This is a genomic window from Rothia sp. P4278 (assembly GCF_048512945.1).
Classification (GTDB): Bacteria; Actinomycetota; Actinomycetes; order Actinomycetales; family Micrococcaceae; genus Rothia.
Map to the genome: position 1 here is coordinate 36,432 of NZ_JBLXXU010000006.1, position 23,008 is coordinate 59,439.

The 23,008-nt window shown below is 53.8% G+C and carries 24 protein-coding genes, 3 tRNA genes and 2 rRNA genes; 21 read left to right on the top strand and 8 right to left on the bottom strand.

What is annotated here, in order from left to right:
- Positions 1-181 precede the first annotated feature (181 nt).
- The 12 genes from dnaN (at position 182) to ACN085_RS10045 (ending at position 11,196) form a co-directional block, all read left to right on the top strand.
- Positions 182-1,309: a DNA polymerase III subunit beta gene (dnaN, locus tag ACN085_RS09990; protein WP_419100720.1), complete on the top strand. Its 1,128-nt coding sequence runs from the start codon at positions 182-184 to the stop codon at positions 1,307-1,309.
- A gap of 49 nt (positions 1,310-1,358) precedes the next feature.
- Positions 1,359-2,546 carry a DNA replication/repair protein RecF gene (recF, locus tag ACN085_RS09995; RefSeq protein WP_419111483.1) on the top strand — a complete coding sequence of 396 codons (1,188 nt, stop codon included), beginning with the start codon at positions 1,359-1,361 and terminating at the stop codon, positions 2,544-2,546.
- A gap of 5 nt (positions 2,547-2,551) precedes the next feature.
- The gene (locus tag ACN085_RS10000) at positions 2,552-3,157 is read left to right on the top strand and encodes a DUF721 domain-containing protein (protein ID WP_419111437.1); all 606 of its coding nucleotides are present in this window, start codon (positions 2,552-2,554) and stop codon (positions 3,155-3,157) included.
- Positions 3,158-3,439: 282 nt separating this feature from the next.
- Positions 3,440-5,467 (top strand): DNA topoisomerase (ATP-hydrolyzing) subunit B, encoded by a 2,028-nt coding sequence (gene gyrB, locus ACN085_RS10005; protein WP_419100718.1) that lies wholly within the window; start codon positions 3,440-3,442, stop codon positions 5,465-5,467.
- A 71-nt stretch (positions 5,468-5,538) separates the two neighbouring features.
- The gene (gene gyrA / locus ACN085_RS10010; protein ID WP_419105197.1) at positions 5,539-8,178 is read left to right on the top strand and encodes a DNA gyrase subunit A; all 2,640 of its coding nucleotides are present in this window, start codon (positions 5,539-5,541) and stop codon (positions 8,176-8,178) included.
- Positions 8,178-8,687: a DUF3566 domain-containing protein gene (locus tag ACN085_RS10015; RefSeq protein WP_419111438.1), complete on the top strand. Its 510-nt coding sequence runs from the start codon at positions 8,178-8,180 to the stop codon at positions 8,685-8,687. Before gyrA ends, ACN085_RS10015 begins: the two co-directional genes overlap by 1 nt.
- A gap of 187 nt (positions 8,688-8,874) precedes the next feature.
- Positions 8,875-8,948, top strand: a tRNA-Ile gene (locus ACN085_RS10020).
- A gap of 35 nt (positions 8,949-8,983) precedes the next feature.
- Positions 8,984-9,091 (top strand): DLW-39 family protein, encoded by a 108-nt coding sequence (locus ACN085_RS10025; RefSeq protein ID WP_419100715.1) that lies wholly within the window; start codon positions 8,984-8,986, stop codon positions 9,089-9,091.
- Between the two features lie 12 nt (positions 9,092-9,103).
- Positions 9,104-9,176, top strand: a tRNA-Ala gene (locus ACN085_RS10030).
- 3 nt (positions 9,177-9,179) lie between these two features.
- Positions 9,180-9,296 (top strand): 5S ribosomal RNA (gene rrf, locus ACN085_RS10035).
- A 413-nt stretch (positions 9,297-9,709) separates the two neighbouring features.
- Positions 9,710-10,906: an inorganic phosphate transporter gene (locus ACN085_RS10040; RefSeq protein WP_419105196.1), complete on the top strand. Its 1,197-nt coding sequence runs from the start codon at positions 9,710-9,712 to the stop codon at positions 10,904-10,906.
- Positions 10,906-11,196, top strand: coding sequence for a hypothetical protein (locus ACN085_RS10045; RefSeq protein WP_419100779.1), 291 nt, complete (start codon positions 10,906-10,908; stop codon positions 11,194-11,196). The genes ACN085_RS10040 and ACN085_RS10045 overlap by 1 nt, the downstream gene beginning before the upstream one ends.
- A gap of 260 nt (positions 11,197-11,456) precedes the next feature.
- Here ACN085_RS10045 and ACN085_RS10050 read toward each other — a convergent pair whose 3' ends face one another.
- Positions 11,457-11,642 carry a MerR family transcriptional regulator gene (locus ACN085_RS10050; RefSeq protein ID WP_419111439.1) on the bottom strand — a complete coding sequence of 62 codons (186 nt, stop codon included), beginning with the start codon at positions 11,640-11,642 and terminating at the stop codon, positions 11,457-11,459.
- 96 nt (positions 11,643-11,738) lie between these two features.
- Here ACN085_RS10050 and ACN085_RS10055 point away from each other — a divergent pair, with 96 nt between their 5' ends.
- The 3 genes from ACN085_RS10055 (at position 11,739) to rrf (ACN085_RS10065) (ending at position 12,767) form a co-directional block, all read left to right on the top strand.
- Positions 11,739-12,473, top strand: a complete 735-nt coding sequence (locus tag ACN085_RS10055) for an AAA family ATPase (protein ID WP_419111440.1) — start codon at positions 11,739-11,741, stop codon at positions 12,471-12,473.
- Positions 12,474-12,574: 101 nt separating this feature from the next.
- Positions 12,575-12,647, top strand: a tRNA-Ala gene (locus ACN085_RS10060).
- 3 nt (positions 12,648-12,650) lie between these two features.
- Positions 12,651-12,767, top strand: a 5S ribosomal RNA gene (gene rrf, locus ACN085_RS10065).
- Between the two features lie 236 nt (positions 12,768-13,003).
- On the opposite strand, the gene ACN085_RS10070 is transcribed toward rrf (ACN085_RS10065), so the two are convergent.
- On the bottom strand, positions 13,004-13,603 hold the full coding sequence (locus tag ACN085_RS10070; protein ID WP_419111441.1) for a hypothetical protein: 600 nt from the start codon (positions 13,601-13,603) through the stop codon (positions 13,004-13,006).
- A gap of 237 nt (positions 13,604-13,840) precedes the next feature.
- Here ACN085_RS10070 and ACN085_RS10075 point away from each other — a divergent pair, with 237 nt between their 5' ends.
- Together ACN085_RS10075 and ACN085_RS10080 are read left to right on the top strand one after the other, a co-directional pair.
- Positions 13,841-14,365, top strand: coding sequence for a peptidylprolyl isomerase (locus tag ACN085_RS10075; RefSeq protein ID WP_419098802.1), 525 nt, complete (start codon positions 13,841-13,843; stop codon positions 14,363-14,365).
- Between the two features lie 95 nt (positions 14,366-14,460).
- Positions 14,461-15,240, top strand: a complete 780-nt coding sequence (locus ACN085_RS10080; protein WP_419111442.1) for a rhomboid family intramembrane serine protease — start codon at positions 14,461-14,463, stop codon at positions 15,238-15,240.
- 330 nt (positions 15,241-15,570) lie between these two features.
- Here ACN085_RS10080 and ACN085_RS10085 read toward each other — a convergent pair whose 3' ends face one another.
- From ACN085_RS10085 to ACN085_RS10100, 4 genes are all read right to left on the bottom strand, one after another.
- Complete coding sequence (locus tag ACN085_RS10085; protein WP_419098804.1) at positions 15,571-15,801, bottom strand: CsbD family protein; 231 nt, start codon at positions 15,799-15,801, stop codon at positions 15,571-15,573.
- A gap of 87 nt (positions 15,802-15,888) precedes the next feature.
- Positions 15,889-16,053, bottom strand: coding sequence for a ribosome recycling factor (locus ACN085_RS10090; RefSeq protein WP_419098805.1), 165 nt, complete (start codon positions 16,051-16,053; stop codon positions 15,889-15,891).
- A gap of 169 nt (positions 16,054-16,222) precedes the next feature.
- Positions 16,223-17,596 (bottom strand): galactokinase, encoded by a 1,374-nt coding sequence (locus ACN085_RS10095; protein ID WP_419111443.1) that lies wholly within the window; start codon positions 17,594-17,596, stop codon positions 16,223-16,225.
- Positions 17,597-17,697: 101 nt separating this feature from the next.
- Positions 17,698-18,270, bottom strand: coding sequence for a TetR/AcrR family transcriptional regulator (locus ACN085_RS10100; protein WP_419111444.1), 573 nt, complete (start codon positions 18,268-18,270; stop codon positions 17,698-17,700).
- Positions 18,271-18,360: 90 nt separating this feature from the next.
- Here ACN085_RS10100 and ACN085_RS10105 point away from each other — a divergent pair, with 90 nt between their 5' ends.
- The 4 genes from ACN085_RS10105 (at position 18,361) to ACN085_RS10120 (ending at position 21,159) form a co-directional block, all read left to right on the top strand.
- Positions 18,361-19,059 carry a hypothetical protein gene (locus ACN085_RS10105; RefSeq protein ID WP_419111445.1) on the top strand — a complete coding sequence of 233 codons (699 nt, stop codon included), beginning with the start codon at positions 18,361-18,363 and terminating at the stop codon, positions 19,057-19,059.
- Between the two features lie 81 nt (positions 19,060-19,140).
- A complete protein-coding gene (gene bioB, locus ACN085_RS10110) occupies positions 19,141-20,346 on the top strand; it encodes a biotin synthase BioB (RefSeq protein ID WP_419098809.1) in 1,206 nt (401 codons plus the stop codon).
- Between the two features lie 183 nt (positions 20,347-20,529).
- Positions 20,530-20,898 (top strand): hypothetical protein, encoded by a 369-nt coding sequence (locus ACN085_RS10115; protein WP_419098810.1) that lies wholly within the window; start codon positions 20,530-20,532, stop codon positions 20,896-20,898.
- Positions 20,899-20,931: 33 nt separating this feature from the next.
- Complete coding sequence (locus ACN085_RS10120) at positions 20,932-21,159, top strand: hypothetical protein (RefSeq protein ID WP_419111446.1); 228 nt, start codon at positions 20,932-20,934, stop codon at positions 21,157-21,159.
- Positions 21,160-21,268: 109 nt separating this feature from the next.
- Here ACN085_RS10120 and ACN085_RS10125 read toward each other — a convergent pair whose 3' ends face one another.
- Positions 21,269-21,775: a MarR family winged helix-turn-helix transcriptional regulator gene (locus tag ACN085_RS10125; protein WP_419111447.1), complete on the bottom strand. Its 507-nt coding sequence runs from the start codon at positions 21,773-21,775 to the stop codon at positions 21,269-21,271.
- A 258-nt stretch (positions 21,776-22,033) separates the two neighbouring features.
- Positions 22,034-22,885, bottom strand: a complete 852-nt coding sequence (locus tag ACN085_RS10130) for a PRD domain-containing protein (protein WP_419098813.1) — start codon at positions 22,883-22,885, stop codon at positions 22,034-22,036.
- Positions 22,886-23,008: the final 123 nt, after the last annotated feature.

Consider the following 23,008-nt stretch of genomic DNA (forward strand, 5'->3'; position numbering starts at 1 on the left):
ATTACAGAAATTCGCACTCTTTTGGGAACGCTCTTCTGTAGTTTTCGGATCTCTGCCCAAAGCCAAGGCTCAGATAGGGCTAGGGTCATAGGTTCAAGAGGGGATGAGTCCGGTAGACTGAGAGTCTGAATATGCCCGTTATCGCGGGCTTCTACTGTTTTGAGATTTGGAAGGTGCTCCAGTGAAATTTACTGTTGAACGCGACACCCTGGCAGAGGCGGTTAGCTGGACCGCTCGTTCCCTCTCCCCTCGCCCTCCGGTGCCTGTCCTTTCAGGTCTGCTCATCAAGGCAGTTTCAGGTGAAGTATCCATCGCAAGTTTTGACTACGAAACCTCAGCAAAGCTAAATATCGCAGCTGATGTTGCCCAAGAAGGCCAAGCTCTCGTATCGGGCCGCCTGCTTGCTGAGATTTGCCGTTCCCTACCTAAGGCAGACGTTCTCTTTGAACTGCACGAAGGCAAAGTCCATCTTTCATGCGGTTCCTCAAACTTCAACCTCTCATCAATGCCTGTGAACGACTACCCGGAACTCCCAGCGCTACCGGCAATCTCAGGCACCGTGGAAGGTACCGAATTCGCTAAAGCAGTGAGCCAGGTATCGGTAGCAGCTTCCAAAGACGACACCCTGCCAATTCTGACCGGTGTTCGTATGGAAATTGAAGGTGATCAGATCACCCTGCTGGCTACCGACCGTTACCGTCTAGCCATGCGTGAACTGACCTGGAACCCCACAGACCCTTCCATCTCAACAGCAACCCTCATCAAAGCTAAAACACTGTCGGAGGTCGCCAAGACACTCGGTGGTGCCGGTGATCTTTCTATTGCTCTCTCTAACAGCCACGAACTTGTAGGCTTTGAATCTGACTCCCGCCGGACGACAAGCCTGCTCGTAGACGGCGAATACCCCAAGATTCGTTCGCTCTTTCCCGAAGTCACCCCGGTACACGCAATTATCCGTACCTCAGATTTGATGGAAGCTGTTCGCCGCGTATCACTGGTAGCCGAACGAAACACCCCTGTTCGTCTTGCTTTCAGCCAGGGCCAGGTAACCCTCGACGCCGGCACAGGCGAAGACGCTCAGGCATCCGAAACCCTGCAGGCACATCTTCACGGTGAAGATATTACGGTTGCCTTCAACCCCAGCTACCTGTCCGAAGGCCTCCATACCTTTGCTTCCAACAAATTTGTGAGGTTCTCTTTCACCGACCCTCGCAAGCCCGTTGTGCTCTCTGAACAGGAAGACTGGCAGGCTGAGGACGAGAAAAACTACCGTTACCTGCTAATGCCTATCCGCCTGCAGAACCAGTAAAGGTTCTTTCTCAGCCCCCTCTCATAACGTCAAGGAGTACGCGCTGTACATCGACCACCTATCCTTGATGGACTACCGCACCTATCGACTACTGAACCTGCCGCTGACCCCCGGCGTCACCGTTTTTCTTGGCCCTAACGGGGTAGGTAAAACCAACATCATCGAGGCAGTTGACTACACCGCGCAACTTGCCTCTCACCGGGTCAGCCAGGATTCACCGCTCGTACGTGTGGGGGCCCAACGCGCTTACATTCGTACCCGCACCGTTCGGGGCAACCAACAAACGGTCCTCGAATTTGAGATAGCTCCTGGGAAAAGTAATCGGGTGCGTATCAATAGGGCAGCTCCCGTCCGGGCAAGAGAAGCTCTTGGCGTCACAAGAACCGTCCTGTTTTCTCCCGAAGACCTGCAACTTGTCAAAGGTGAGCCAGTCGGACGAAGACGCTTTATCGATGACCTAGCAGTTTCTTTGCGCCCAGCTGTGGCCGCATATCGTTCTGAGTACGAGAAAATCTTGCGTCAGCGAAACTCCCTGCTGAAATCTATGCGGGGCCGCCGTGTATCTGTGCAAGAAGATGCGTTCACTCTAGAGGTCTGGAATCAGCAACTAGCTACTAGCGGGGCTTACCTCTTGCAGGCTCGGCTGCGGACTCTTTCGCTGGTGCTTCCCCAGCTTCAGCGTGCCTATGGGCAATTAACTGATGGCTCAAAAAGCGTCAGCATCAACTACGAATCTACTGTCTTCCCTACGATCTCGGGTCAAACCCTCCCCCAGGCAGCTCTCATGGGTGTAGAGGATATAAAACAGGCACTTATCCGTGCCCTGGAACAAAAACGGTCTGAAGAGGTGGAACGAGGAATAACCCTGGTAGGGCCCCATCGTGATGACCTGGCCCTAGAACTCGGCGGGATCCCTGTGAAAGGTTTTGCTTCCCACGGTGAAAGCTGGTCTTATGCTCTAGCCCTTAAACTTGCTGCCTGGTATGTTCACCTTGCAGATAATGATTCGACAGGGGCATCCCCAATTTTGATTCTTGACGATGTTTTTGCTGAGTTAGATACTGCTCGCCGTCACCGTCTGGGCGCGATTGTGGCAGGTGCTGAACAGGTTCTTGTAACCTGTGCTGTAGTGAGCGATATACCCCAAGAGCTAGGACAGATTGTGCTGGTTCGTGTTGACCAGGGCAAAGCACACGTTGATGAAAGCTTCAACCATCGTATGGACAGCGCGGAATAGTTACCATGAGCAAAGATATTTCTCATAAAGAATATAATGCGGATGGTCTAGATGCCCCCGCCGCTCTCTTGAGTCGTATCCGAGCGGCTAAAGAAGCTCGCGGTGAACTACGGGTTCAGGGCCTAGCCGGCCGAAAAATCATTAAAGATTTCGGTCGGGTGATGAACGCTGAACCCGGTGCAAAAGTCAAACGGTACAACTCCCTATCGACTGCCGGCCAGCTCGGGGGGTACTCCGGGCCTGGGCCCAGTGTCAGGGATCCCCAAAGCCTGGCTGGCCTCTTGGATCGCGTCATGATGGAGCGGGGCTGGAGTACCCCTTTGGCAGTTTCATCGGTCATGGCTCGCTGGGACAAACTGGTGGGACCGCAACTGGCAAGCAAAACTACCCCGGACAGCTTTGATGATGGGGTTATCACCGTCCGTTGCGAATCAACAGCTTGGGCTGTGCAGGTGCGGCACATGAAATACGACATCATTCGCCGCTTTAACAGCGAGCTAGGTGATGAGGTGGTGCGTGATGTCAAAGCCTTCGGCCCCAACGCCCCCTCCTGGAAAAAGGGGCTGCGGGTGGCCCCCGGTGGTCGCGGGCCACGAGATACTTACGGGTAAATTACTGGAAAAATCGCCTCTGGACGGTTTGACCCCTCAAGCTGTGAGAGCCTACAGGCTGAGGGGGTAAAGCACTGGGAAGGCCAAATAAGCGCCTTCTGCGAGCAGATAGCCCTCTAAAACCTTGTAAAGCGGGGAGAAAAAAGTCCCGGTGCGGTAGAATTGGCAGAGAATACGCGCGCCCAGAATAAGCGGGCCTTGATGACCTGTCTGCCTATACTGCCAGCATCTTGTGCCTGACCATTGGGCGCGATACCGACCATGCAAGGAGCCTAATCACCCGTGGCAACTGAAGAAACTTCCCACGAATACGGCGCCGCCGACATCACGGTCCTCGAAGGCCTTGAAGCTGTGCGAAAGCGCCCCGGTATGTACATCGGCTCAACCGGGGAACGCGGCCTGCACCACCTGGTCTATGAAGTCGTCGATAACTCTGTCGACGAAGCTCTGGCCGGATACGCGGACCTCATCGAGGTCGTCATTCAAAAAGACGGCGCAGTTCGAGTCTCCGATAACGGGCGAGGCATTCCCGTAGATGAACATCCCACCGAGAAAAAGCCCACCGTTGAAGTTGTTATGACTATTCTGCACGCGGGCGGTAAGTTTGGTGGCGGCGGCTATGCGGTATCGGGTGGTCTACACGGCGTGGGTATCTCGGTCGTTAACGCTCTCTCAACACGCGTTGAAACCGAAGTGCGCCGCCAGGGCTACAGCTGGCACATCAGCTACGCTAACGGCGGTAAAACCGCTAAGCCCCTGACTCGCGGTGAAGCCACCGACGCTACCGGCACCACGCAGACCTTCTACCCCGACCCCGAAATCTTTGAAACCGTCGATTTTGATTTCGAGACCCTCCGTGCTCGCTTCCAGCAGATGGCCTTCCTCAACAAGGGGCTGACTATCCGTCTGACCGATGAGCGAGAGCTGCATGAAGGTGATGAGGTTGCCGGTGAGGACAAACCCGCTACCCTACCACTCAACCAGGTCGGCCCCAGCGCTGAGGGTTACAAGAGCGTCACCTACATGTACGAGAACGGCCTCTACGACTACGTCAACTTCTTGAACACTTCAAAGAAGCTTGCGACCGTGCACGATGATGTCATCGCCTTTGAAACCGAAGACACCGACCGCATGATGAGCCTGGAAGTTGCTATGCAGTGGACTGCTGCCTACAAGGAGTCGGTCCACACCTATGCCAACACCATCAACACCCACGAGGGCGGTACCCACGAAGAGGGCTTCCGTGCTGCACTGACCACCCTGATTAACCGTTTTGCTCGTGAGAACAAGCTCCTGCGTGAAAAGGACGACAATCTGACCGGTGAGGATGTCCGTGAAGGTCTTACCGCCGTGGTCTCAGTCAAGATTTCTGAACCCCAGTTTGAGGGCCAGACCAAGACTAAGCTGGGTAACTCCGAGGTTAAAGCCTTTGTTCAGCGCGTCATTATGGACCAACTGGGCGACTGGCTGGAACGTAACCCCTCAACCGGTAAAGAGATTGTCCGCAGGGCTATCACCTCTGCCCAGGCGCGTCTGGCGGCCCGTAAGGCGCGTGAAACCACCCGCCGTAAAGGCCTGCTGGAGAGCGGTTCTATGCCGGGTAAGCTCAAGGATTGCTCGTCAAAGGACCCTTCGGTATCCGAGATTTATCTGGTGGAAGGTGACTCCGCGGGTGGTTCTGCTGTACGCGGCCGTAACCCCGAGACCCAGGCTATCTTGCCTCTGCGCGGCAAGGTTCTTAACGTTGAGCGCGCTCGCCTTGACCGCGCCCTATCAAACGCTGAGATCCAGTCGCTGATTACCGCTTTTGGAACCGGCATCGGTGAGGACTTCAACATTGAGAAGGCTCGCTACCACAAGGTTGTGCTGATGGCCGATGCGGACGTCGATGGCCAGCACATCACTACCCTGCTACTGACCCTGCTCTTCCGCTACATGCGTCCCTTGATTGAGGCAGGCTACGTCTATCTGGCTCAGCCTCCGCTGTACCGGATCAAATGGTCTAATGCTCCGCACGACTACGTCTTCTCGGATGCTGAGCGCGATGTTGCCTTAGAGCGTGGTTATGCCAAGAGCCAGCGCCTGCCCAAGGATAATGGCATTCAGCGTTACAAGGGTCTGGGTGAGATGGACTACACCGAGCTCTGGGATACCACCATGGATCCTGCTCGCCGCACCCTGCTGCAGGTTCGCATGGAAGATGCTGCTGCCGCTGATCAGATTTTCTCCATCTTGATGGGTGAGGACGTCGAAGCTCGTCGAGAGTTTATTCAGCAGAACGCAAAAGACATTCGTTTCCTTGATATCTAAGGCATTTATTCCACAAAGGGAATATATGCAAAATCTGGAATATATAGGTCAAGGACAAAGAAGAGGAACTTATGAGCGACGATAACACCAAGGGCTCAGAACAGCCCCTAGAGGGCCAGCTGCTTGATACCCCAGAGGGGCCCGGCGATAAGGTCGAGGTAGTTGACCTACGCTCCGAAATGGAACGCTCCTACCTGGACTACGCTATGGCGGTCATTATTGGCCGTGCGCTTCCCGATGTGCGCGATGGCCTCAAGCCTGTGCACCGTCGCGTCATTTACGCGATGTATGACGGTGGCTACCGCCCCGAACGCTCCTTCAACAAGTGTGCCCGCGTTGTGGGCGAAGTGATGGGGCAGTACCACCCCCACGGTGACTCCGCTATTTATGACACCCTGGTTCGTCTGATTCAGGACTGGGTCATGCGCTACCCCCTGGCCCTGGGGCAGGGTAACTTTGGTTCACCAGGTAACGACGGTGCGGCAGCTCCCCGTTACACCGAAACCAAGATGGCCCCCATGGCGCTTGAGATGGTACGGGATATCAACGAGGACTCCGTAGATTTCCAGCCCAACTACGACGGTAAGAATCAGGAACCTGTTGTCCTACCCTCCCGCTTTCCCAACCTGCTGGTTAACGGCTCATCGGGTATCGCCGTGGGCATGGCCACCAATATTCCGCCGCATAACCTGCGCGAAGTAGCCGAGGGTGTGCAGTGGTTCTTGCAGAACCCGCAGGCCTCGAACGAAGAGCTTCTTGAGGCGCTGATTGCCCGTATTAAGGGTCCTGACTTCCCCACCGGCGCCACTATCTTGGGTCATAAGGGCATTGAAAATGCCTACCGGACCGGGCGTGGTTCTATCACCATGCGTGCCGTGGTGAACGTCGAAGAAATCCACGGCCGCACCTGCCTCGTCGTCACTGAATTGCCCTACCAGGCCAACCCAGATAACCTGGCTGTCAAAATTGCTGAACTGGTCAAGGATGGCAAAATTACCGGCATCGCTGATCTACGCGATGAAACATCTGGCCGTACCGGTCAGCGACTGGTCATCGTGCTCAAGCGTGATGCGGTGCCCAAGGTTGTGCTGAATAACCTCTATAAGCACACCCAGCTGCAGGAAAACTTCTCGGCTAACATGCTGGCTATCGTGGATGGTGTGCCCCGCACGCTTTCGCTCGATGCCTTCATCCGCCACTGGGTTAACCACCAGATGGAAGTTATCGTTCGCCGTACTCGGTACCGTCTACGCCAGGCTGAGGAAGAAGCGCATATTCTGCGCGGCCTGCTGAAGGCTCTGGATGCCCTGGATGAGGTTATTGCCCTCATTCGTCGTTCACCCACCGCCGATGAAGCACGTACCGGGTTGATGGAATTTCTGGATATTGATGAGGCTCAGGCTCAGGCTATCCTCAACATGCAGCTGCGTCGCCTGGCTGCTCTGGAGCGTCAGAAGATCCAGGATCGTCACGATGAGCTCATGCGCATGATTGACGAGTACAACTCCATCATCGCTTCTGAGGACCGCCAGCGCACTATTATCTCCGAGGAGCTCTCAGAGATTGTTGGCCGTTACGGTGATGAGCGCCGGACCAAGATTCTGATGGGCTACGACGGTGATATGTCGATGGAAGACCTGATCCCCGAAGAGGAAATGGTCGTTACCATTACCCGTGGTGGCTACGTCAAGCGTACCCGGAGCGACCAATACCGGTCCCAGCATCGTGGTGGCAAGGGAATCAAGGGTGCTGCTCTGCGTGGCGACGACGTGGTGGAACACTTCTTTGTGACTTCCACTCACAGCTGGATTCTCTTCTTCACTAACCTGGGGCGTGTGTACCGTACCAAGGCTTACGAGCTGATGGAAGCAGGGCGTGACGCCAAGGGCCAGCATGTTGCTAACCTGTTAGCTTTCCAGCCCGAAGAAACCATAGCAAAGGTCATGGAACTGAAGTCCTATGAGGATGCTCCGTACCTGGTGCTTGCCACTAAGCGGGGCCTGGTCAAGAAGACCGCGCTGTCTGACTATGACACCAACCGTGCCGCAGGTGTGATTGCGATTAATCTGCGCGAGGGTGATGAGCTGGTCTCTGCCCAGCTGGCAAGCGCTGAGGACGACCTGCTCCTGATCTCTAGGCATGGGCAGTCGCTACGCTTTACTGCCAGCGACGAAGCCTTGCGCCCCATGGGTCGTGCGACATCCGGTGTAACCGGCATGAAGTTCCGTCAAGGCGATGAGCTTTTGTCAGCCAACGTCGTCACCGATGACTCCTTTGTTTTCGTTGTCACCGCTGGTGGTTATGCTAAGCGCACCCAGGTTGATCAGTACCGTGTTCAGGGGCGTGGTGGCTTAGGTATCAAGGTCGCAAAGCTGGCGGAAGACCGTGGTGATCTGGTGGGTGGCCTCATTGTGAGCGAAGAAGATGAGGTCATGGTTGTTATGCAATCGGGCAAGGTGGTTCGTACCGCTGTTGCCGAGGTTCCCGCTAAGGGCCGCGATACCATGGGTGTTATCTTTGCTAAGCCCGGTAAGAATGATGAGATTCTTGAAGTTGCTCGCAACTTTGAACGCAACATTGATGAGGCAGAAGACACCGACGAAAACGGTGCCGAAAGCTCAGAAAATCCGGCAGATGAAGTAACTTTAGAAAATGACACATCACCGGCGGATACTGATGCTGATTCCGCAGAAGCACACGGAGGTAACTAGTGAGTACCAATAGCAAGGGCACAGCCCCGCGCCCCGCACCGCGAACTGGCACTCCGCGTGCCTCGCAGGCTCGAAACCGAGCTGGCGGCACTTCCAGTTCGGCAGGGGCTCAGCGTAAGCCGCTGGTTCGTCCCGCCCCTCGGTCTAAGATTCGTCGTGCCCGTCTGGTAGTTGCAAAGGTTGACACCTTCTCCGTTGCTAAGCTGGTCTTCCTGCTTTCGGTGGCTGTCGGTATTGTCACGGTTGTTGCAGCTGTGATCCTGTGGCTGGTTATGCAGGCTTCAGGTGCTTTCCAGAGCATTAATGACCTGCTGCAGCTCTTGGGTACTACCGGTGACGCCGTGGATATCTCGGAGTACCTGTCGCTGGGTCAGGTAGCGCTCTACAGCACGATTATCTCGGTTATCAATGTTGTTCTGTTTACTCTGCTGGGCACCCTGTCTGCCATGCTCTACAACGTCGCCGCTAAGCTTGTTGGCGGCGTGGGGGTCACTCTGACTGACGAATAGGTTTGAGAACCTCTCAGTAGCTTTCATGGCGGCTTCTCGCCCCCTTATCGGGGGAGGGGAGCCGCCTTGGGTTTATGGGGTAGGTGGCTATTGACCTCAAAAATGGATGTGATTTAGAACATATCTTTTCGATTTGGCAAGGTTCCAAAATCTGTGTAAAGTTATATTTCGTTCTGATGAACACCAAGGGCGTATAGCTCAGACGGTTAGAGCGCTACACTGATAATGTAGAGGTCCCAGGTTCAATTCCTGGTACGCCCACTCACCTTGGTTGAAAGGTTGGCATGAAGAAATTTATGACAATCACACTGGTTGCAGTTGCTACGGCGATAGCAACAAAGGTAGCCAAGGATTCTCAGGAGAATAAAAAAACTTGGGAAGAAGCTACAGATAAAATTTCATAGGTAGCACCCGATGGGGGCGTGGCGCAATTGGTAGCGCACCTGCTTTGCAAGCAGGGGGTTAGGGGTTCGAGTCCCCTCGCCTCCACTCTTCGGTGATTATAGCAAGAGGGAAACACCCGGTCCCATCCCGAACCCGGAAGTTAAGGCTCTTAGCGCCGATGGTACTGCACTGGCGACGGTGTGGGAGAGTAGGTCATCGCCGAATTAAATGTGATGGAAAGGCTCCGATCAAAAGATCGGGGCCTTTCTTTTGTATTAAGGTCACTCTGTATTACTTCAACTAAGGGTTGAGTTTGGGTAGGGTGGGTGATAAAAGCCACGGGGCTTTAAGGTGAACACTAGGTAAACAAATTTGTGTTGAGGATTGTTGTTGCCAGAGTAGCGTGTGGGTTTGTGCCCTAAAAGCCCTGCTTTGAGATATTGTTTTAAAGAATGATGGCTTTAAAAATTACCTTTGACTAGTAATAACGTAATTCTGTCTAGCCTGCGGCCTGCCCTCACGCTCCTGTTTGTATGCGTTTTTTGGGTTTTATGAAACTTAAACAATATTTAAGGCTCTTCTCATCTGGTGGTGGGTTGAAGTTTTCCAAAATCTGCTGAGGCAACAACAATAGATACGTGACTACAGAACTGATCATCCTGGCGATTGTCGTCCTCACAGCTTTGGCTTTCGACTTCACCAACGGATTTCATGACACAGCAAACGCTATGGCATCCTCCATTGCTACCGGTGCGCTCAAGCCCAAAGTAGCTGTGGCTCTCTCAGCTGTCCTTAACCTGGTAGGCGCTTTCCTCTCCATTGAAGTGGCTAAAACCGTGGGGAAAGGCCTGGTAGATCTTAACACCACAGACAATGGGGCAAGCCTCATGCTGATTGTGTTCACCGGTCTGGTGGGCGCTATCTTATGGAACGTTTTCACATGGCTGTTGGGGCTACCATCTAGCTCATCCCATGCCCTCTTTGGCGGTCTCATCGGTGCGACCTTAGCTTCACTTGGCACAGATGGGGTGCTCTGGGAAGGTGTGCTGATGAAGATCATCGTTCCTGCTCTGATGGCTCCGCTGATTGCCGGTGCTGTTGCAGGTATCGGTACCATTCTGGTGTACGCCTCAACCCGCAAGGTATCTGCTAACCGTAAGAAGAAAAACTTCCGTTTCGGTCAGATTTCAGCTGCCTCTCTCATGTCTTTGGCTCACGGTACAAACGACGCTCAGAAGACCATGGGCGTTATCTTCCTAGCTCTGGTTGCTGCCCAGGAAGTTGACCCTAATGCTGAAATTCCTTTCTGGGTTCGTTTTGTCTGCGCCGCCGCTATCGCATTGGGAACCTATCTGGGTGGCTGGCGCATCATTAAGACCTTGGGTAAAGGCATCGTCGATATTGACGGACCCCAGGGGCTTGCAGCTGACGGTTCTTCGGCGGCTATCATTCTGACCTCGTCCCATTTTGGTATGGCGCTTTCGACAACCCACGTAGCGACCGGCTCCATCATTGGTTCGGGCCTGGGGCGTCGCGCAAAGGTACGCTGGTCAACCGCCCGCCGTATGGTGATCGCCTGGATTATTACTCTGCCCGCAGCCGGTGCAGTCGGCGCTATCACCTGGTTTGTCGGTAACTACATCAACCTCTTCACCGGTAGTAACTGGGTGGGGGAAGCAACTGTCTTCCTAATCCTGGTTGGTTTCTGCTTCTTAATGTGGGCTCATTCCCGCAAGAGCGCTGTTAGCCACATTGATCTGCATTCGGGTGAAGCAGTCACTGCTCGTGAGGTGCTTAAAGAAACCTTGCCCGCTAGTGAGAAGGCCGGTGCCTAATGTTGATTGTCGATATCTTTCATAAGATTTACCCCGTATTCTTAGCTGGCCTGGTGTTTGGCGCTGGACTCCCTGCCCTGTATGCCTTGGCGGTACGGCTGATGAGCGGTGCCGCCGGTGAAACGGAAGAAGGCGCAGTGCTTGAAACCGAACCGAATTTCCTTGCCCGTACTGCCGCCTATCTGATCTTTGTTGTTTTAGTCCTCGCTGTTATCAGCGGTATCCTATGGATTGCTAAGGACTTCCTCTACGCCTACACCGGCTTTAACTTTTTGGGTGTTGCTGGCTAGCTCAAGGCCTAGCATGCGCCCAAGGGAAAAGGGGTTCCTGATTGCAGTCGGTCAGGACCCCCTTTTCGTGGGTGAGTTTTAGGCCCACTCTGCTGTCTCCATGCTTACCCCGTGGGCAGCTGCATTGGATACGATAGCGGCAACGAGCCATTCCGTGAGTCCCGGCTCTTGGGCATCCTAGTGGGCAGTGAACCGTGGACTAGCGCTCTAGCCCCGTGCAATAAGAACATGCTTGGAGTAAGTCACAGGGAGCCGGTGGCTCAGTAGATAAGGGTGTGTTGAACCTTCTCGATATCTTGAGCTGTGTAGAGACGAGCGCTCTCACTACCGCGTCTACTGGGGCGTAGTAGATGTATTTCATCCCAATAGTGCAGGGTTCGTACTGTTAGCTCCAAAAGCTGGGCCGTTTGGCTGACTGTTCGGTACCGTTTATCTCCCGTGCTCACTAGGCTAGAAGCCTCATGTTCCGTGAGAGCAAGTCATAATAATTTTTCTTCCTAAGGACTTGGGTCACAAAACCTCAGCAATCTAAAGTTGAGGCTATGACCGAATTCCTCAACCTTCCGCTGAGACGCATTATCGCTAGAGCTGAAGACAAACCTGCCCCAAGCGGTGCTTGGCCCTATAATCTCGCCATCACTCGTCGTGCTCTTGATGGGCTGGATTTTGGTGCGCTGACCGTCATAACGGGTGAAAACGGGGCAGGTAAATCAACCCTGGTGGAATCTATTGCTGAGGCCTACGGGTTACCCCTAGGTGGTGGTGATGCGCAGGTTGCCCGGCCCGGTTATGAAAATTCATCTGCTTTTGGTTTTGCTTTACAGGTAGTGCGCGGGGCTGCGCGGCGGCGTGCCGGTCTTTTCTTGCGGGCAGAAGGCTTGCTTGCACATCTTGAGTACCTGGCAGAGCTGCAATCTGACCGGGCCAAGAAGATGCTCAGGCTCTCTCACGGTGAGAGTACTCAACGGTTTTTGGAATACGCTCAGGAAAACTACGGCCTGTGGATTCTTGATGAACCGGAATCTGGTCTCTCTTTGAACGGCCAGCTCCAGCTCTTGGCGCGAATCCTAGATTTTCTGCAATCTGGAGGTCAGGTTATCCTCTGCACGCACAGCCCCCTGCTGGCTTCGCTTGCCGACTTCCGTGATGAGCAAGTGTGGGAAATAGGGGAGTGGGGCCTGCGCTTGAGGTCCTGGAGGGAACTTGAGATGGTTCGGGACTGGCAGGCTATTTTGCAAGAACCCGGGTGTTACCTTAGGTATTTGGCGGAGAGCTAGCTCAAGAAAAATAAAAATAGTGTGGTGCAACTAACCGCTCATTTGATAGGCTGGTGTTGCGCGTGTAAAAAACGTGTAGTAAAGTAGAAGCATAACACCACGGGGGCGTGGCGCAATTGGTAGCGCACCTGCTTTGCAAGCAGGGGGTTAGGGGTTCGAGTCCCCTCGCCTCCACTCTTCGGTGATTATAGCAAGAGGGAAACACCCGGTCCCATCCCGAACCCGGAAGTTAAGGCTCTTAGCGCCGATGGTACTGCACTGGCGACGGTGTGGGAGAGTAGGTCATCGCCGATTTAAATTTAGTTCAAAGAAACCCTAGGCTGAAAAGCCTAGGGTTTCTTTTTGTCTTCAGATGAGACCTAGCCCCTGAACAGCACCTCAAGGGTGCTAGCCCGCCAGATTTCCCCCTCACCTGCCCTGCGTCGCATGTTCCTGGTAGAGCTTTGCGCCCGGCCCCACCAATTTTCACAGAAAGGGGGCCTGTCTCTTATAGAGACAGGCCCCCCTTCTTTAACTCAAGGCAGGAAAGGTTAGGCCGCAGGGGTCTTCCAAGGATCCTCGACAGGGCGTGAAGCCTTGTAGGCAGCAGCGCCAGCAACAAGGCCAGCAACCAGCAGGCCAAAGACCAATAGGCCCTTGCCGCCACTCTTAGCAGCCTTCTTCTGTTCCTTAGCATAAGACTTAGCGGCCTTAGCGGCAGACTTTTGAGCTTTTTTCAGGGCTTTCTTATCGCCGGTCACCTTGGTTGCTAGAGTTTCAACCGCAGCCGGTGCCTCTACATCCGAAATCTTACCGGCCACAGTTGAGGCAACGCCGGCTGCTTTGATTCGAGCCTGAGCTACAGCACCTTCTACCGCAGGTGTTACATCGTTCACCTTTGACTGAATTTTATCGGCAAGGCTGCCTTGAATCTTTTCAGCCTTCTGTACGCCATCCTGGGCAACCGAGCGAGCGTTCTTGCCGAGCTGGTGTGCTTTTTTGCCGGTCAACTTCTCGGCACGACTGAACTTTTTCTCCGCTAGAGCAGTCAATTTATCTGCCTTCTTACCGGACTTCTTAGTAGCCTTCGCCAGCAGCTTCTCTGCCTGCTTCTGGGCCTTCTTAGCCTTGCTCTTCTTACATAGTTCCATGGTCTCTCCTTAGAGTCTTAACCTGCTTGCAGTTTTGCCTTCCCGGCTCAACTAAATGAACTAGCAGGTTTTACTAGTATCTCATTATCAGCTTACTTTCTATCATTCAAAATAGGGTTTGGATACCTCAAAAAACACCCGTGTTTCTCTACTCGCTGAAGTTGAGCCGCTTTCGCTTAGTGCAAAAGCACAGCGAATAGCTAGCGGGTATTGAACACCCCGTGCAAGAATAGGGACATGACTGCAACTGCAAAAGCAACAATTCACACCAACCACGGTGACATCGTCGTTAACCTCTTCGGTAACCACGCACCGGTAACCGTCAAAAACTTCATCGGCCTGTCCGATGGTAGCCAGGAATGGCGCCACCCCCGCACCGGCGAAGCACAGAACGGCCCCCTCTACAAGGACGTTATCTTCCACCGCATTATCCGCGACTTCATGATCCAGGGTGGCGACCCCCTCGGCCAGGGTATCGGCGGACCCGGCTATCAGTTCAAGGACGAGATCCACCCCGAACTCTCCTTCAACAAGCCCTACCTGCTCGCTATGGCTAACGCAGGCCCCGGCACCAACGGCTCACAGTTCTTCATCACCACCGTTGAAACCCCCTGGCTCAACGGCCGCCACACCATCTTCGGTGAGGTTGCAGATGAGGACTCCAAGAAGGTCGTTGATGCGATTGAAGGTGTTCCTACTGGCGCCATGGACCGCCCTGTTGAAGACGTCGTCATTTCTTCCATCGACATCGAAGAGCTCTAAATCTCCGTAAAGATTTACTCCAGGCCCGCCCGAACTCTGGGCGGGCCTTTCTGCACTCTGCGCTTATGAGGAGTACATAGAGAAAGGAAGGCCCCGTGAGCCAACAGACAGGCGGTTACGGGTATAAGGATGAACAGGTTTCGGTGTGCCCACGCCACCCTGATCAGATAACCTATGTACGATGTGGGCGGTGTGGCAGACTGGCCTGCGGCAAATGTCAGGTGCCCTTAGAAGTTGGCATGATCTGCGTGGACTGTATGACTGCCGCTCAAGCTACCGCACCTAAAATTCGGTATGCCCGCACCATGCCCATCGTTACTTACATCCTTATCGCTCTCAACTGCCTGGTGTGGGTCCTCCAAATACTCTTCCGCCAGGTCACCCTATTCGGCATTTACAACCCCCTCTACGTGGAATATACGGGACAGTGGTACCGCCTGCTGACCTCAGGCTTTCTGCACTCCACCAGCAACATCACCCATCTTTTGCTCAATATGCTGACCCTCTACCTCTTTGGGCAGGCCCTGGAACCGTTACTGGGACGGTGGAAATTCTTGGCAACCTACCTGCTCTCCATTATTGGAGGGTCCCTGGCGGTGCATCTGATTGCCCAGATGATGGGCACCATGGACACCAGTACGCTGGGCGCATCGGGTGGCGTTTTTGGGCTCTTTGGAGCCTTCTTTGCCCTCTCTCGCGCTCGCAAACAGAGCACCAATGGCATTGTCCTCTTAGTTGTTCTCAACTTTGCCTTTGGTTTCTTTGCTTCTGGTATTTCGTGGGAAGCCCACCTAGGCGGGCTGATTACAGGTGCCGCGGTAGCTACCCTCTTAGACCGTATCCCAACACCTCGGGGTAAGCGACTCAGCCGCTAGTGGGCTGATCAACAAAATGACAAGAACAGTGGGGCGGGTGGCCTATAGCTAGCCAGCCCCACTGTACTTAAACCAGGGTTCCACACAGTTTATCCACAGCTGTTAATAACTACATAGATGTAATTCCACAGATGTTAAAAAACTGTGTATAGCGGAACCGAGCTGATGGAGATCTTGAAATTACATGGATGTAAGAGATTTCCCCAAATTTATCCCCACCTGTGGATAAAGCCTGTGTGGGTAAATAAGCGAATAAAACCCTACGGAATCGCCCCTCCCCAATAAAAAAGCGCCACAGGTACAACCTGTGACGCCCAAGAAGAAACTAACTTAGTCTTTCTTGAAAGAATCTGCAATCCCGGAGAAGGTTTCCTTGACCTTGTCAATACCGTCGCTTACGGCTTGCTTGGCGTCTTCAACCTTGTCCTGTGCCTGAGCTTTGACCTGATCGGTCTTGCCTTCTGCCTCGAGGTGGTCATTACCTGTCAGCTTTCCGCCAGCTTCCTTAGCTTTACCAGCTAGGTTGTCTAGACCGTTTTCAAATTTCTCTTCTGCAGCCATGAGAGGCTCCTTTCATCTATATCCAGAGACGGATAGAACCTTTATAAGGTGATACTTGGATATTGTTTTGTTGGGCAAACCCAAGCTTTACTTGTTGAACTTCTCGCCCAATTTATTGGCAACATCGGATGCAACGTCCTTGGCCTTCTGAGCAAGGTCGTCGTTGACAACTTCCTTACCGGCCTTTTCATTGACGACGTCCTGCGCCTTCTCGAAGTTCTCGTTGATGGCGTTATTGAGGTCAAAACCCATTTGTTGTTCCTTATGTGAGGTATATACCAGGACGGCAGGAAAGCCATCCCTGAAGCCCAGTTTATGCACTCTCACTGTGAAAAGAAACCCGCCAGGCTGTAGATATGCTGAGATAGTCAGTCCGGCATTCAAGGAGCTGTGCAATACTTTGAGAGGCTGAGAAGAAGTCCTAAAGATCTCTATCGGCAGGGAAGCCTGCTACCATCGGCAAGAACTCAGGCTCATCATAGCCCCCTTGAGCGTAAGCAAGAGCAACCTGCTGGGCGGCTTGCTGTATATGCGCGGCATCCATGAGGGCCATGACAGCGCCACCAAAGCCACCACCCACCAGTCGGGCACCTAAAGCCCCGGCCTTCAAACAGGTTTCTACCGCCACATTAATTTCGGGGCGTGAGACCCGTAGCTCATCGCGCATGGAAACAAAGCTTTCAGTGAAGAGATGGCCCAGCTCAACCCAATCGGTGTGCCCACTCGCAGCTTTAGCTTTTAGAAGATAGGCAGCTCGCTCAACCAGCGTCATGTCGTGAAGAGTGTGGCGCACCCAGCCACGGGGGAAATCTAGGGGCTGCCCACTTTCTTCCAGGGCAACCAGTGCGCGGTTGACTGTCTCGTCAATAATATTGAGACGACGCTGTTTGGCCTCGCGCTCGCTGAGACCGGCGCAGGATAGATCCTTGGGAAGCGAATTGCGTAGATAGTCGAGCCCCATAGCTTGGGTGACAGCCTCGTTGGCCGCCCGCCGAGCGGCAAACTTTCCACCTGTGAGCTCGTGGGGAGTGTTGGTATTAATAACCAGCCAGGCTAGACCTGCCTTATTCACATCGACCTCTAGCGGTTCAATAGAGAAATCCCTGAAGTTAATGACAAGCGCTTGGCCCGGTGTGGAACGAAGAGAAGCGGTCTGATCCAACCCTCCTGTGCGGGCACCTGCGACCTCGTTCTCAGCTCTGATACAGACCTGCGCCAGGCGCGCCCTGAGCTGGTCATTACCGGGACCTCGATCAGAGGGAAGAGCCTCGGTGGAGTCACAATCAGCTCGTAGAGGGCACGAAAGATCAAGGAGGGCGAGCGCTGTTGAACATTCAATAGCAGCTGATGATGAGAGCCCCCCGCCCACGGGAACCTGCGATGAAATCAGGAGGTCGGCACCAAACTGGTGGGGCAGAGCGATATCTTTGCCGCCTTCCCTATTCATAGCCCAGGCTACTCCGGCAACATAGGTGAACCAGCCCTTAATAGTTCCGGGAGCGATCTCACGAATGACAACAGTGCGGTCATCGCCTGGCATCTGGAGAGATGCAGCCCGCAGAACTCCATCGGTGCGGAGTTTACCTGCAACATAGGTGCGGTAGGGCAGAGGCATGGGCATGCAGGAGCCGCCCAAAAAGTCGATGTATTCCCCCAAGAGATTGAGTCGACCTGGAGCTGACCACACACCGTCTGGTTCCTCCCCATACTTATCGATGAAAGCGGTGCGGGCGGCCTCCACCTGGGCCTCATGGTCGGGCAGAGTTGACCACAGGGGTTCTACACGGAAAGTCACGATACTTATCTTTTCTACAGGCTTCAGGAGCCGGTTGTCATTCTAGCTACATGTAAAACGTATGAAGCTACTACTTTATTTCTTGTCGAAGGTATCGCAGGCTAATACCCCGGTGGAGTTGAGGGACTGACTGCGAAACCTTTAATCAGGTGTTCCAGGGCAGATATATAGCTTGCCGGGGGATCTGAGGCAGGAGCGGCACCCGTGAGTAATGCTCTGGTCTGCTCTTCCTCAATCAGGCTGAGAGCCAGATGGAGCAAAGAACTCGCGGCAAGGCCCGCAGAGGATCCGCAGAGGGGTTTAAATTCGCTTTCCAGAATATCTAAAAGATCAAGATGCCCCGGCCCTTGCTCCTGGGGATGCAGTGCAATAGCCAGACGGATTACCTCGGCAGATTCCTTGACCGGCATAAGTTGGGTGTACAGTTCACCGCAGATAATGTCCAACCTACCTGTGCCTGCTCTACCCCGCCTAGATGAGGCGACCAGAACTCTGTGCAACATGCGAGATGCGAGATGAGTAAGGAGCTCCTGCTTATTTTTGACGTGGTAGTAAAGGGCGCCCGGTGCAACCCCCAGCTCGGTTGCCAACCTGCGCATAGACAGGTCGGCTAGCCCAAACTGGCGGAGTACTTCAAAAGCTGTATCAAGAATCTTTTCACGGGTTAATGCCACCCCCTCATTGTGTCCTACTTTGAGTTTTCAGAACAGTTAGGCGCTGACCCGGCAGGGCGAAACTGGCGGTAGGGGAGTACATTGGGGAGCATGACTCTTAACTTCTCAGACCTAACCCGCCGCGTCCGGGCGGGGCAGAAGGTCACCGCCGAGGACATCAGCGACGTTCTTACCGCTAGCGCTGCGGCTACCTTCGCCCTCATGGAATTCGCGGCGGAACTACGACAACAGCACTTTGGGACGCTGATGACAGTGACTAACCTGCCGGGGGTAGCGGCAGACGTAAAAGCGGGGGTTCGGTTAGAAATTACCGCACCGCTTGACCCTACAACACTCGTTACTCTACTTATCGACGAGGGTGAAACACGTAAGGCTCTGGAACTTGATTTTGTGGCAGGGGACAGTGCTCTGCTCCCTATGGAAGCGTTACGCATTATTGCTGCCGCCCGTATTGCGGATCCTGCTCGTAGTCTTCACCTGGGTTCCAGCAGAGAAGCAACGCTCCGCTCCCTACAGCCCCTTGCTGTGGGTGCGATTGATTCCCTGGTGCTCAACGACAGTCTCGAGGAACCTCGCCTGGTTTTTGAGGACCTCAAACTTATTGTGGGCGCAGGGCTCACTATTGAAGGTGCCGGAGAGCGTGACCTGGTCGCCGAATATGTGGATTACCTGAGTCAGCACGGTGTTGCCGGTGCAGAAACCTACGCTCAGATCGCCCTGAGCGGTTCCGATAAGACCGGTGGGTGCGGTGGCAACTGCGCTTGCGGTAGTGGCGGGTGTGGGTCCTAAAGCAGGCTCAGGCAGGAGAAGTGAAAAAGTCATAGGTGCCCAAAAGTTGAACACTGTTCAAAAACAGTGTTCACTGGTTGCATGACTGACTTTTCTGCTCTTGCCGACAGGGCCCTAGCTGGCCAGCCTGCGACTCGCGACGAAGCGCTCGCCATGTTGACAGCTACCGATGCCCAGACCTTTGCTCTCGTGGATGCGGCTTCGCGCCTGCGCCGTCACTACTTTGGCAACACCGTCAAGGTCAACTACCTGGTCAACCTCAAATCGGGCCTCTGCCCCGAAGACTGCACCTACTGCTCCCAGCGTCTGGGCTCAGAAGCCGACGTGCTCAAATACACCTGGATTAAGGCTGATGAAGCCGTCAAGCAGGCCGGCTACGGTATTGCCGGTGGGGCATCACGCGTGTGCATGGTGGCCTCCGGTAAAGGTCCCACCGATCGTGATGTTGAGCGGGTGGCAGCAATGGTAGAAGACCTCAAAGAAGAACACCCTCAGGTGGAGGTCTGCGCCTGCCTGGGTATCCTCAAAGACGGCCAGGCTGACCGCCTTAAAACTGCCGGGGTAGATGCCTACAATCACAATCTCAACACCAGCGAAGACCACTACGCCGATATCTGCACCACCCACACCTTCCAGGACCGGCTAGATACCGTCGCAAAAGCCCAAAACGCCGGCCTTTCTGCCTGCTCTGGCCTGATTGTGGGCATGGGTGAGACTGATGAACAGCTCGTTGATGCCATCTTTTCCCTCAAAGAACTTGAGGGGGACTCAATCCCGGTGAACTTCCTGATGCCTTTTGAAGGAACCCCGCTGGCAGGAACCTGGGAGTTGACCCCCATGCGGTGCTTACGGATTCTCGCCACGGTCCGCATGGTTGCCCCGGAAAAAGAACTGCGCATGGCCGGGGGGCGTGAAATGCACCTGCGCACTCTACAGCCACTGGCCCTGCATGTGGTGAACTCTCTCTTCTTGGGCGACTACCTCACCTCCACCGGACAGTCAGCCCTCGATGACCTCAAAATGATTCGTGACGGAGGGTTCCTTGTTCTTGGTGCTGAAGACCGTGACCTGGTTTCAGAACACGAAGACTACCTGCGTGCCCATGGAGTAGATCTAGCCCAAGAGTCCGGTACAGCTCTTGCTCCCTGCGGCGCCTCTGGTGGGTGCGGAGGTTGCTCATCCAGTGCTTGTGGTGGGCACGAACCTGCCAAGGCCCAGGAAGGCCCCATCTTTTCCCCCCAGATTCGCCGACGAGGCGTAGGGACGGATGCCGCCCCCAACTTCTAGGGTGATTCAGGATGCCGAGAGGTAGATACTCAAGAAATTCTGAGGATTATCCCCTACCATGGGGTAGGTAACCACTCGATAGGCGCTAGGTCTACACCCGGTGTAACTGGACGCTTGTCGCCCTACCCCTAAATATTCTTCCTATAGAATATAGGCATTAAGTAAACCAAAGAATTAGGACCCATGGACCCCAAAGATCTTTCACCGGCATACCTGACTTCCCTTGCGTCTCTGCTTGTAGGAGCTTTACTGGTGAGTGTCAGCTCATCTTTGCTCGCGGTGCTGGGTTGGGTTTTGCTTCTGGCTGGCTTGGGCCTCAATGTCTTCTCTACCTTGGTCATGATTCAGCGTTCCAAGGGCGGACCTCTTCCTGCTCTGCTGACGGGTGGGGAAGGTCAGAAGGAAGCTGAGAGCCTAGGAGAGGTATCAGATACGCAGATTGATGAAGCGGAACCCGTAACTGAGTCTCACGAGATCCTTCCTTCCAACCCTGCGGCAACCTCCGATGAGCGTATCTTCCGCCCCCGCCCCCCTCGTCCGCACGTTCACTAAAGCTCTACCGGCAGATAGGTTATACCTCAGTTCATGGATACAAAATTTCTTTTCTCGCCGGCCTACCTGGTTTCGGTGACAGCTCTCGTTGTGGGAGCTATCCTAAGCGGAACCTCGCTTATGATTGTTGGCTGGATTATTTTTATTGTGGGTCTTGCCCTTAACGCTATGGCTCTAGTTGTTCTTGCCAACCGTGAACAGCTCTATAAGGCACAGAGAGTGGGAGCAGCACCCAAGGGTAAGGCTGGTAAATCCAGCTAAGTTATACCTGGCTGAGGGTGCCAATAGCAGCTTCACATAAGAGAGGGGTTGTACCGTCTTGATGGCTGGTGTGAACCCTTATCTGTAGAAGGTACAAATGACCTATAAGCTATTGCGGGTCCTGAGTTTTGCTCTGTGATGTGATGTTGTTCCGGACAGTTCGCGAAAAAAGTGAAACCGCAAGGGCTATTGAAGGGTCAAGTGCGCTGAAAACTGTGCGCTGTACCTCTCTGGTATATATAGGAGCTGCCTGGCGGTAGACCTGCTGGCCCAAGGGCGTAATTACTATACCTTTACCTCGACGGTCCTGAAGCACAGGCATCTTTGAGACCCACCCTTGCCGCTCAAGAGCTTCAATTTGGTAGGTGAGACGAGAAGCTGAAACGCTGGTAGTTCGCGCAAGATCGCGCATGCGTATAAGCGTTCCTGCGGTGGGAGAGACGCTATTGGCCTCCATGAGAGTTGCCAGAATCTTGTAGTCGGACAGCTTAATTTTTGCTTCTTTTTTGAGGCAACGATCAAGATGGAGATTGAGAGTTGCCAGAGTCTCCGTCAAGTTCCTCCAGAGGCCTTCCTGATCTTTAATGGAACTAGCTGATGGGGTAGATATGGTCACAAAACCTCCTCGCATAAGTCTTGTGAAAGAGTAGATGCAGGGGCGGCTGGAAAAACCCCTACAGGTTTAGCCTAACTCTCGGTTTACCTGTATGGAATACTTGCCTTAAATATTAAGCTACTTTAAGGGAAATATTGGCTTGACCAGCATCTATGTTTATTTTCTGATTCTTTTATGCAGAAGAAAAAATAGACAGATGAACCAGCGTGCATCTTGTTCTCACGCCATGCTGAAAACCCTACCCCTTGCTGGCTTGAGCTATGAGATGCTGTACTGATCCCGGGCAAGCCGGGCAATGTGAATCGTCAGGTAGGTGAGTTCATCGTCGGTCAGTGGCTGGTTAAGGTGCATTTCTAGTACCAGGCGCACCTTGCGGGCACAGGCAAAAGCGCGGGGGTGAGCCTCTCTCATGCTGTCCAAGAGGAGCGGGAGGCTAGGGGAAGAATCCGGAGGCTGGTGCTGAGAGGCTCTCACGAACAAGTATCGAAGATGAGTAACAAAGCGCGCCGCACTCATGAGCGAACGATCAACGGGGCCACCAAAGCCTGCACCAATAACTTCAAAAATCTGGGCAAAAACCTCGGTCATGCGGTAAGTGCTGCCCATGTCCTCAGAAGCGAACTGAGAATTAACCAGGTGCATAGCCAGAGGAATAGACTCAATATCGGGCAGCTCAATGCCCATACGGTCTTTAACCAGCTCAAGGGCACGACGTCCAAATCGGACCTCTTGGGGATAAAGCTGCGACACCTCAACAGCGAGCGGATAATCGACAGTTAGGCCTTCTTTGGCACGAATAACCGCATAGTTGATATGGTCAGCTACCGGCACAATAAAAGAATGAGAAATGCTGATACCCTCAGCCTTAACTAGAGACTCCAAATCGGTTGTAATACCCAAAATCTCTGATGGTATTTTTGCCAGAGACCATGACAAACTCTCATCAGACATCCCTGATTCAGGAACAAAAGTCTGTTCAATCAAAGTGGGGTCAACCATGTCCCCCTTGCGCTTGCCGAAAGCAAGACCCTTGCCAATAACAACAATCTGCTCACCGGAATAGGTCTGGGTGAGCGCAACATTGTTATTGTAGATACGAGCAATGCGCACACTGACCCCCCATCTTTATTGCAGAAAGTACCGTATCCCTACCATTCTACCGGTCTGCGGTGCTGAGGTCCCACTCTTTTGTGGACCTCTTGCCCGAAACTGTATAAGCTATAGCTTTCGCTT